The organism is Burkholderia sp. APQ4-4ca, assembly GCF_057837105.1.
Map to the genome: position 1 here is coordinate 1 of NZ_JBYQCG010000166.1, position 11000 is coordinate 11000.

An 11000-nucleotide genomic window follows, 5' to 3' on the forward strand; every position below is an offset into this window, starting at 1 on the left:
CTGAACGCCGGCAGCGACTGCGCATCCGGTACAGCGCCCGCGTGCTCGACATCATCGAGCGCATGCTGGTCGAGCATCTACCAGGCGTCGTGCCGTCGAGTCTGCTCGGCAAGGCATTGCAGTACATGAGCGGGCAGTGGTCAAAGCTGGTCCGATACGTCGGTAACGGCAACTGGCCGATCTCGAACAACCTGTGCGAGAACGCGATCCGGCCGTTCGTCGTCGGCCGCAAGGGCTGGCTGTTCTCCGATACTGTCGCTGGCGCGCAGGCCAGCGCCAACCTGTACTCCCTCGTCGAGACGTGCAAGGCGAACGGCGTCGAGCCGTATCGCTATCTGGTCTGGCTGTTCACCAGGTTGCCGCTCGCCGCAACCGCCGACGACTATGCCGCCCTCATGCCATGGAGCATGCCTGCCACTCCCAACCTCTGATGGGCGTCGTTAAAAGACCGCATACGCAAGATCATGCGAGATTCTGTTCCATCCTAAGTGGCCAGATTCATGGCAGCAAGCCAGATGCGGCTTTGGCACTGATCCGTCACCACCTCACCGCGAGAGCCAATGATCGGCATACGAACAACTTGGACGGCAAGTTCGGTATCAGCGAAAAGATCTACTCCGGGGTTGTGATGAAAAAGGATCCTGACGGTGCAAAACAAATCTTGCATCTCGTGTATGAAGATGTCGTATCCAACGTGCCGCCGGAGGATGTTCGGCAAAAAATCGAACGCGCGATCTCGACATTCGATTCCAGTCATGATCGAGCAGATTTCCCCGCCGCGCCATGTCAAATACTCGCAAGACAATGATCGAGGCATTGACTTTGCGATGACAAGCCGTTACATCTCCCACTTTCGGCAGGTATAGTCGACCATTGCTGTCCGTCTATTTGATCCCACAAAACTTGCGATACGAACCTCATTATGCCCTCTGCTCCAAGTAGCAACTCAATCACGCTAACGTCACACGGACAACAACATTCGAGACCTACAGAGTAACTCGGTCAGCTAAATCTGCTTATCGAATAAACAAATCGGCAGGAGAAACATGCCAAACTTAAGCAGATCGCGCAGGACGTCAAGGGATACGGAATCACCGAGATTGAACTGCTAAGAGCGGGTGGCTTCATCCAAGCAAAACGGCAGAACGCCCCCGCCCTCTACTATGACCCCAACAGCAAAAAAGTTGGCCGGGATATGTCCCCCGACCGAACTGGCTCAGGGGGTAAAAATCTTGCTGATTATCTGATTCGTGAGGCGCCGAAACCATGGTAGCCTGGTCGGAGCCAATACTCAGTGATAGCGTTGCAAAATCTCCTTCCACAATAAGTGCTTGATGAGTCGTGACCATTTTCAATTGTGCTCCATGATCAATTTCACCACGGGCCCACGAGCGCTGTATTCTCAATCCGAGTCGTCGATCTCTGCGGTTGAGAACGAAGCATTGAAATCACGGATACTTAAGAAAAATTCTGTAGACAGCGCTGGCACGGCTTCGACCAAATAGCTATCTATTTCATCGATTGTAGATTGACATGCAGGAAGAAAATAATTCCCAATTCGACCTCGATTGTCCTTATAAACATACCGCTCCTCAAGCTCCTTTGCCAGCTTTGCGCCAAGCTTAGCCAATCCATTCCTTTTATCTTTGGCCACGCCCCGTCGCGACAAAGGAAATCGATCGATAAGCCATTTTTTTAGATTAAATCCATCGGATGCGGTCGCCCACCACCAATAGCCCAACGAGCTACAAAGCATTGCAAAAGCAATATTTGCGTCATCCTCGTTGTCGAACTTGAAGCCAGCCGTTCTGGCTGGGAGCGAGGGCTCGCCAGTTGCGGTAGTTGTCGGGGGGATACTTCTCCAAGCAGGAAACCAGTTATATGCAACTCCGCCGACAAAAATGGAGTTCTCCGGAAATTCCGGCGCGGACTCAGCCAATGAAGAGAAAGATATAGGCTTCCTTAGATCCTCGGCTAATCTATACCCCAATTCAGACAAACGGTCATATGTTGCTGCCTGTATCTCTTCCCCTATTTTCGGAATTCCGTCTACAATAGTCGAATTGATCGCAGCGTACCCAATACACTGGAAAAGCTGTGGCCGCTGCTCTGCAGTCCATCTCATCAAAGCCGACGTAAGACGGCGCGCGACGTATCCGTCTCGGGAGTCACGAGAAAGGAGCGCGATCGTGCATCGCGTCCTCACTTCGTTTCCAAATAGCGCACTTGGAATCCGATCGTAGTGGCTCCACCACCAAGTTCCCTGTTCCTTACTGAGCACTTGTCGCATTGCTACGAAAGGTCGCTTAGTTGAGCAGGACAACGAAAGGGGTAAAATTAACCCCAGTTTCCCCGTATTCTTGAGTATAGACAAACTACGTTCCGTGACCAAAGTATAGAGGTCCTCATCTCGACTCCACTTCTCCAATGCAGTACGATAGAGTCCACGAAGAAGTGTTCGGCTGTACGCTGTTGGAATTTCGACATATGGCGGATTTCCGATTACTACATCGAACCCCCCATCGCGGATTACACCGTAAAACTCCGCGAACCAATGAAACGGTCGATGATTCTCATGCCAATCAGAAAACGATTTCTTATTTCTCGAATCAATTCCAAAGTCATAAGCTAAATATCTATCCAAATCCGCCCTGAGATTTGCCAGTTTTTCGCGCAGACTACGCTTGTCGTTCGACGTCACCTTTCCGCCGATGACCGTTTGCTGCTCACGAAATCGATCAAATAACTTCGCGAGATCAACGATACTGGATTTAATTTCGCTCCTATGGGCCTGATCGCTGGCTAGTGTATCGGTAGCATCGAACTGCGCTTCGGTTGCATATCCAACCAATGTGTTTCCAACACGGATGTTGAAATCGATATCCGGTAACGGCTCCAACTCTCGCCCGCCATCGACTTGCGACACCAACTTTAGAAACAGGCGCAACTTACAGATTTCCACCGCTTCAGGCATGATATCCACGCCGAAGAGGTTATGCAGAATGATGCTTTTATAAATGTAGTAGCGACGCGAAGGATGCTTATCGACCTCGGCCAGTACATTCAGAAAATCCGATGCGGCCTCCTTGCCAAGCTTCTTCGCATCCTCAACAAAGCTTTCCATGCGATCAAGGCAGGCTTCGTATAGAGGTTCAAGCACGTTGAGTGCCGCAAACAGAAATGCACCTGAACCGCATGTCGGATCGAGAATAGTGATGCCATGTCGGTACTTATCATTAGAATTCTCTGGCATACGACCGACAATAGCTTGCCAAACCGCACGAAGCAGGTCAGGGCTCGTGCCCATATCGATTACGTCCTGCATGAATTGACGGATGTCCAAATTCAGCGTAACGAGGTCATCAGCCGTCTTGACGTCGCCCCGAGCCAGTTTTTCTCGGGCAGCAATGCAACGGCTTCTACGCTGAGAGTATTCGCGCCACGTTTCAGCAGGTAAGGTACCGCGCTCACCGGTGGCCGTGATAAACGTCGCCTCGCCAAAATTGTAACTTTTATCGAACAGGCGTGTCTGAGCGTCCCTCATTCCGCCTTGAACGAAGTCAGGCAGGTGAGTCTCGGGGACAAGCGCTCCCCGCGCGTCGATAACTCCAATTTTCATCGATGGATGAATATAGCGTTCCGGAGACGCTTTTAGCAAACTCCAGATCGATGCCTCCCCATCAAACGCGACTTTACAGCGCTCATGCGCCCGCTGTAAAAGTTGTGGAATAACGGTGTTCTTACTGATGTACTCAGTGATATCTTCCTTAGTATAGTACGCACCCATTTGCTTTTGATTGATATACTTTTCGAAGATATAACCCAACACATCAGGATTAATCTCTCTTCCCGAAGATAGAGGACGGTCGTCCAAATGCCAATCCCACGCGTCAAAGAATGCGAAAAGTTGCTCAAAAGCTTCGTCAGCGATGTCAATGTTTACGTTGGTTTCTTCCAATTCGTGCACGGCAAACAAACCACCGTTTAGATAGGGAACGTCTCCGATCAATTTGACCATAGCAGCATCGCGTTCAGCTTTCGGTTGGCCCAACCCTTCATGGAATAGCCGACGCAAGAATTGACGGTAGAAGCTGTGAAATTTGTCTTTTCCGGCCTCGGCTTTGACCTGCGCCATGCGGTTGGAGAGATAGTTTTTGTCGCCATCCAGAAATTCCTTCTTCTGAATGAAATAAACGAACATTAACCGATTAAGCATTAGAGATGCGTACCAAGCTTTGTCCGATACGCTGCTCAGCCCGTCGACGAACTTGGCGAATTCGGCATGCTGAGCCCTAAACTTATCGTAAAAGCTCTTGGAAACTCGATCGCGATCGAAAGCCCGTCGCAACCCTGTAATCACATCGGTCAAGGTAACCGCTACTTCCTCTTCCAACGACCATACGATCTGTGAAAGCTTCTGACGTAGAGCTTCCCCACTTTGCCCTCTGTGCCATGTATGAGTGCGGGTACTTGTAGGTTTCCCAGGTGCTCGCGACACCCACAGCCAAGTAAGCATGGTTTCACCTGCATCAGCAAATACAAGCAAGTGCTCATGCGCGATCTTCGTGGCTTCTCGCTCGATCTTAAGCAAGACCGGCCGTGATGGAATACTACCCGTCGCGTCGGGCGAGCAGCGGAAAACCGCAACGCCGCGCTTATGAGCAACCTGGGTAAGCGTATATTCTTGCCCTTCGACGGAAACAATTTGTGGCCGAAGAGATGGCCTATCCCAACCCAGATCGTTGAAGAGATCCACCAGCTTGAACTGGCTAAGCAGCGTTTGAAATTGAGTTTTATCGTTCATCGTTTTTTATCTTTCGCTTTGCTCAAACAAGGCCCATCGAGCAAATGAGCGTGGGGTCTCGCGTCTGTTCCTCGTCTTCAATCAAGCAAAGCCGACCATCCTCTCGGAGTGCGAATATCAAATCGACTAAAGAATGATCGCCAATCCCAGCCTTGAGCTGGCGGTTGATTGTATCGGTCGCAGCTTGGTAAAGTGGGTACCGGTAAATTTCCTCCAACACCCGATCGATGCGGCGTATATATTCGTCCGTGATGAAGAGATCGCGTTTGTCGCCCTGATTTTCACGAAACCGCTTGAGGCGCTCGAACGTCTTAAAGCGCGCCCCAGACGGGCGTCCAAGAGCTCCACCGAAAGACTTTTCTTCCTCTGCAATGTGAACTAACCCCTTTTGGGTAAGTTCGTGGTGCCAGTCAGCGCGCGGCAATGCTGGTGTATCCGCCGAGCAGGCAGCAGCCTTCAAGATTGTGAGCTGCGACTGAGTGACGGGGTTGCCCAATTTATCCATCCAAGCCAGCGCATCGTTTCCCTGCGTCGTGCGCATGTACACCAGTACACCGCAGGGCGCAGCTGGGCTAGAGGCATGCGCCTTGGTTGCATATACCACGTTGGGCATCGCTTCGATCCTGTCCGCGAGCGCCGGATCGGCATCAGTAGCGTTCTTCCAGATTTGCCAAGCATAGGAAGATAAATCAACCTCTGTATCTCCATCATCGTCGAGAATACCGCTCTTTTCCGTGTATAGATCTCGAATCAAGTCTTCGCCCGCATCGTCGTCGAAAAACGTTTCGTCGGAGCCAACGACCTCCGCGTTTTGAATCAGGCGTTGCCGTACCCGCGCACGCAGGTTGATGAGTCGCTCCACCCCATCAGCTGGAACAAACGAGTAGCACAGAATCGTATCGGCCTGCTGCCCGATGCGATCCACGCGGCCAGCGCGCTGGATCAGGCGGATGATGGCCCAAGGCAGGTCGTAATTGAGGATAATGTGCGCGTCCTGGAGATTTTGTCCTTCGGACAACACGTCGGTAGCAATCAGCACGCGCAATTCATCGGACTTCTTGATGACCTCCTGCTTATCATTAGACACCGGTGAAAAGCGCCAAGCCAGTGCGGTCGGATCAATGCTTTGTCCCGTCGCCTCCTCCACTTGCTTAATCCCGAACGCTGCTAATTGCGTTTTCAGATAGCGGGCCGTATCAGCAAATTGAGTGAAAATAAGGAGCTTATCCGTGGGGTGCCACTCGTTGATCAATTCGATTAGCGCTGCGAGTTTGTTGTCAGCGCTGGCTTTCCATTCGCCACAGTCTGAGAGTACCCGCATCAGGGATTTCGTGTCGATCAACAAATCCTTCGCGAGCGCTTTTACGAACAGTGAGCTGGGCAACCACTTGAAACGGCTACTGAGCTCACCGCTATATGCTTTATAGGCTTTGACTGCCCGTTCGCGAAAATCTGCTTCCGTTCGCAGGCCGTTGGTCGATGTTGGATCCGCGTATTCGTCGTCTCCATTGGCAAGCAGGCCATCAGGATCCTCATCGTAGTGACGCGTGTCGAGCAATTCGGCGCTTTGTGTGCCGAGCGGGACATCTAAACCATTTTCCAACGCGTGCAGAACGATAAAATTGCGCAGGATGTGCCGCTCGAGCGACAGTAAAAAGGCCGGCCCGGCACTTTCTAGCCGCTTGAACAAGTTGGTGCGACAGAAGCCCATTAATCGCGTACCAGCACGCGAAAGACCGTCAATGATCTTAATCTGGTGCGGGGAAGGAGGTGATTTCGACTTGGATACGATGTAGTTGCCGAGGCCGTATCGAGGTAGGATCAGATCATTGATAGCATTAACGACCATATCGCTGTAGAACCGCGCATATGGGTCTGCTGGGTTCTTCTCATCAATGGTGAACGTGAGGTTCTTCGGAATACGCTTTGGGAAATACGATTTCCGCCCGTCGGAGAACAAGAGGTATTTTCCGCGTTCGTCCTCTTTGGCGTAGTGCTGCATGATGAAGCCACGAGTCCGACGCACCATATACATGCGCATTAGCTCGCGCCAGTCGTCCGGGATTTCACTCTTCTCGAAGGCAGCCAAAGACCGCACGCCGCACTGGTGGCGACGCACAAACTCATGTTCGCCGCCTAATTGGGACAGTAGGTGCTCGGGACGGATTCCAATGTCGGCATCCTCTTTAAGGAACAAGGCAAGTTGAGCAGACAGATCTAAGTACGTCTTATTGTAGGGCGTGGCCGATAGCAGTACAGTCAGGCTGTCGTTACGTTCAATGTATTCGCGCAAAACCTTCCAGCGCTTGCCTTCCTTGTTGCGCAGATTGTGCGATTCATCGATCAGCACCAAGCGGTAACGCCGAGTTCTTTCTGGAAGTTCGGCGATCACTTTAGAAAGCGGCAACACTTTGGCATGGAGGCGATAGCGGTGCGCATAATCCTCCCACATTGGCACCAGGTTCTTTGGACAGATGATCAGCGTTTCGGTGTTGTAATCATCCTCGAACACCTTGACCAGTGCCGTTGCCATCATCGATTTGCCCAAACCGACGACATCACCAATCAGCACACCGCCGCGCTTATTCAAATGGTGGGCGGCAATCTTGACCGCTGCGACTTGAAAATCAAATAGCGTGTCTCGGAAGATGGACGGGATACGAAACTCAGAAAGGCCCGCTCGAGCCTCTTGCGCGAGGTGATAAGCCATTTTGAGGTAAACGTGGTAAGGCGGTAGCAGGCGCTCAGCCGCCCAACTTTCGTCGATGATATCAGCCAGTTCCTTAGAGATATCAATGCACCAGCGGTCTTTCCAGCGATCTTCGAACCAATTGACCAGTTTGTTACAAGCGTCGTGTTCCAAGACGTCAACATTGAGTTCACCTTGCTTGGCCATTCCGGCCAGGGTGAGGTTAGAACTCCCAAGGAAACCTGTAATCGGATTGTTTGTGTCTCGACGATGCAAAAGATAAAGCTTGGCGTGCAGCGGATGGCGCAGATACACCTTGACCACCAGCTTGGACGCTCGGATCTGTGCTGAAAGCGTACGCAGCGCCTTTTCATCGTCGTTGTTGGGTGCGCCGAACGTCAGTTGTTGGCGGAACTCCGCAGCGATACGTCGTTTCTCCCGCAGCGCTGTCTGGTTGTCAAGCAGTGTCTCGTCGTCGTGAACGCGAAGCGTGTGTCGCAGCTCGTCGCTAGGCGTAACATGCATACCGACCAGCAGGCGGCAGCAATGGCCATCGCCGCCTGACCAGTTATCCACGTAGCCTGACAGATGTCGCCATCCTCTAAGGTTGAAATACCCGACGCAAAAATCCGCACGTTCGGCAACCTGAAGGGTCTCTTGCAACGCGGACAGCAACGGCTTTTCTATATTGTCGAAAATTCTTGGCATATTTCGCCCTCTGCGCGGCGATTTTTCGAGTTGGTGGATCGAGATTACCCGAAGGCAGTCGTTCGCCTTCTCCGCCACAACTGGCGGCCGAGGAAGCACGCCATGCGACCGAGACGACATGAATTTAACAGGTCCGAGCCGGCTACACCGTTCACTGACAGACGGCCCTTCCATTTTATCTTCCCGCCCCGATAATCGGGGTTCTGGGCAACTGAGTTGGTGTGATTTTTGCGCCCAGTCGCTCGCAATTCCAGGGCGCAGTGCACCTGCTTAAGCGTTAGTTCGATCTGCCGCAAGCAATTCTGCAAACAACGCGCGTTCATGCAGCACAACCGCCATTCTTGAGACGTTGCGGGCCATAGAAACCGCGTCGCGTAGTTCATGCTCGCTCCATTCAGCGCGTCGTGCTGCTTCGACAATCAATGATAGGGACGTTCCGGACTCAACGCTCGGGAAACGAGCAGCCAAGATCCGTCGAGCCTTTTTATCGTCGAGAATCACGCTGCCCAATCCGTCGACTGCCAGGGCGATTGCAGCACTCTCACCGTCGTCCAAGGTGTCCGTCGACGGGCCACTCAACAAGGTTAGATACGTCTCGTATGCTTGCTCCGACATGCGGAGGAGATTCAAGCACCCATCGTCTATTAACGGTTGCAAAGGAGCGCTCTCCGTTCGTTGACCAGGCATGCGGCGAATCTCAACTGCCGTACGCTCCTCGACCCAGCACGGCACGCCTAGCGCACGAAGTAACTCCGTCGGCCGACCCGTACCGAGCAGGTTGAACAGCACGCTTGCGTCAAGGACCAACGGGCCAGCCGGAAACCCACTAGATGGCAAGTTCAAGCGCTTCTCCCTCGCCCCCTGGGCTCACATGCTCCAACACGTCTCGGACCGCACCTAGATCCAGCTGCAGCTTCTTTGCGATCTGTTGCTCCGATAACAACCCTTTTTCGTATGCCTCCGCTGCAAGCAGCAGCGTTCGCGGAGTGAAGCGATTCACAGCCTCGGGTTCGTCCAGCTCCCGTCGGACCTCCTCAAGGTGCTGGGTTCCCAGTCCTTTTGATTTCAAGGACTCGAACGTGCCTTTAGGCAAAAGACCCAACCCCTCGAGTCGCCGCGTCATTGCTTCGATGGACGTGTGGAAGTACACCGCCATTGCGAGCAATTGCCGAACGGAGAACTGTCCCGCTGCATCGCGCAATTCAGCAGCCTTCTTCCTCACCGTCGTAGCCGGCATCAGCAGAGCTCGTGCGAACGCATCACAGAACCGTTCTTCTCGGTCGGCCGAGTTCATTTCGGTCGTGTGAATGACCGCACCAGACCGTCGCAACAACGCATGGCAAAGCTCATGAGCGATAGTGATACGCCGTCGCGCGGCCGGATGTACCGCATTCACGACAATAAATCCACCGACCGATTCATCGTACGCGAAGGCTCCGCTTACCCGTGGAGGAAGACCGCGCTCAAATACTCGTAATCCCATATCGAGCTCAACGAGAGATATGAGATCTGGTATCGGGCCGAGACCAATACCCAAGCGCTGTCGCGTAGCGAGAGCCACATCTTCGGCCTGCTGATCTACGGACCCGGACTTACCAATCGAAATGACCGGTAGATCTGGTTGTAGCATTGCTCGCTCGAGCATAGTCTCGAGCTCCACAGACGCCGCTGCCAGTTTGTTCAGCAGCACATGTGCGATTGCACTATCAGCATCGTCACTACTGGAGTGCAGCCGAAACTTCAACTCCATGTCCAGGCTTGGCATACCATCGGCAAGAAGCTCGCTTTCCGAAATTGCATACAATTCAGCAAACGACCTCAGCTCATCTACCGAGACAGCTCGCTTCCCACTCTCGATAGCAACCACCGTCGTGCGAGCGAAGCCAAGCTTCTGCGCCGCTACATCCTGAGTCATCTTAGCCAGCGAGCGGGCGCTTTTCAGTCGCGCCCCCAAGACTTCCGGGCGGACCTTCAATTCGATAGCCATGCTATCCCCTCGCAGTTCGTGAAATCCATGAGTTTTCGCCACACGTAGAAAGGAACTCACCCCACTCCGCCGCGTGACAATTCAGTAGCCTAGTCAAACTACTTGTTGCATATTCGATGCCGCCGTCGACGAATCTAGCTAGATCAATCGCAGCCACCTGAGCGGCACTGCCACTCGACGCTGAAACCAAATCTGCAAGGCGCTGCATGTCTCTCGCGCCGTTCCTCGCCAGATCATGGAAGAAGCGCATCTTGACCTCGCCATTCCCCGATCTCAGCGCAGATTCGAGCGTCCCCGCACTTAAGTCTTCAAAGAGGTATTCGGTCGTACCGTCAAGATCGACAGAATGTTCAGCTGCGCGTCGTAGCAAGCAATTTCCACATAGCCCGCAGTGGAACATCTGCCCATCGCGAGACGTGAGTCGGGCATCGCATGAGCAAGAGCGGTGTCTGGCTAGAACTGCGCGTACATCCTCACCAACATCTGCAAGCGCGCGCAGGACTGCTCCCTTCGTTTTGAAAAGCGCCGGATGATAGAACTTCACGCGTTTGCCCGTCAATGCTTCGACGAAACGCGACAGCTTCGCGGTAAACCCTGGGTAACAACTCCGATGCTTCGCCTCATGCCCGGTCACGATTAGGGATCCGCCTATGCTCCCTTGACCGTTCTCGGGAATCATGACCTTGTTTGCTCCCGACTCGATCGCCCCGAGGCCAGCCAGCAGATAAAACATAAACGGGCGCGACCTGAAGCTAGGCTCAGCTCTCCGCATCGGCTTCACGGAAACCGGAACCCGAACATACTGAATATGT

General features: G+C 53.0%; 6 protein-coding genes and 2 pseudogenes. 3 read left to right on the forward strand and 5 right to left on the reverse strand.

Features of this window, described 5'->3' with window-relative positions; all coding sequences use genetic code 11:
* The 3 genes and pseudogenes from AC3IFE_RS19075 to AC3IFE_RS19085 form a co-directional block, all read left to right on the forward strand.
* On the forward strand, positions 1-431 hold a 431-nt coding region (locus AC3IFE_RS19075; RefSeq protein WP_489191573.1), incomplete at its 5' end, for an IS66 family transposase.
* Positions 431-808 (forward strand): hypothetical protein, encoded by a 378-nt coding sequence (locus tag AC3IFE_RS19080; RefSeq protein WP_489191574.1) that lies wholly within the window; start codon positions 431-433, stop codon positions 806-808. The genes AC3IFE_RS19075 and AC3IFE_RS19080, both read left to right, overlap by 1 nt.
* A gap of 255 nt (positions 809-1063) precedes the next feature.
* A pseudogene (locus tag AC3IFE_RS19085) lies at positions 1064-1273 on the forward strand (hypothetical protein).
* A 129-nt stretch (positions 1274-1402) separates the two neighbouring features.
* Here AC3IFE_RS19085 and AC3IFE_RS19090 read toward each other — a convergent pair.
* The 5 genes and pseudogenes from AC3IFE_RS19090 to AC3IFE_RS19110 all read right to left on the reverse strand — a co-directional run.
* Entirely contained in the window at positions 1403-4804 is a 3402-nt protein-coding gene (locus tag AC3IFE_RS19090; RefSeq protein WP_489191575.1) for an Eco57I restriction-modification methylase domain-containing protein, read from the reverse strand.
* A 22-nt stretch (positions 4805-4826) separates the two neighbouring features.
* Positions 4827-8201, reverse strand: coding sequence for a helicase-related protein (locus AC3IFE_RS19095; RefSeq protein WP_489191577.1), 3375 nt, complete (start codon positions 8199-8201; stop codon positions 4827-4829).
* Between the two features lie 270 nt (positions 8202-8471).
* Complete coding sequence (locus tag AC3IFE_RS19100; protein WP_489191578.1) at positions 8472-9044, reverse strand: PIN domain-containing protein; 573 nt, start codon at positions 9042-9044, stop codon at positions 8472-8474.
* Complete coding sequence (locus tag AC3IFE_RS19105) at positions 9028-10188, reverse strand: helix-turn-helix domain-containing protein (protein WP_489191579.1); 1161 nt, start codon at positions 10186-10188, stop codon at positions 9028-9030. Before AC3IFE_RS19105 ends, AC3IFE_RS19100 begins: the two co-directional genes overlap by 17 nt.
* 1 nt (position 10189) lies before the next feature.
* Positions 10190-11000, reverse strand: a pseudogene (locus AC3IFE_RS19110) (hypothetical protein); the annotation flags it as partial.

Bases quoted from the DNA above. Each gene is read 5' to 3' on its own strand.
- AC3IFE_RS19080 (WP_489191574.1), top strand. From the start codon at position 431: ATGGGCGTCGTTAAAAGACCGCATACGCAAGATCATGCGAGATTCTGT.
- AC3IFE_RS19090 (WP_489191575.1), bottom strand. From the start codon at position 4,804: ATGAACGATAAAACTCAATTTCAAACGCTGCTTAGCCAGTTCAAGCTG.
- AC3IFE_RS19095 (WP_489191577.1), bottom strand. From the start codon at position 8,201: ATGCCAAGAATTTTCGACAATATAGAAAAGCCGTTGCTGTCCGCGTTG.
- AC3IFE_RS19105 (WP_489191579.1), bottom strand. From the start codon at position 10,188: ATGGCTATCGAATTGAAGGTCCGCCCGGAAGTCTTGGGGGCGCGACTG.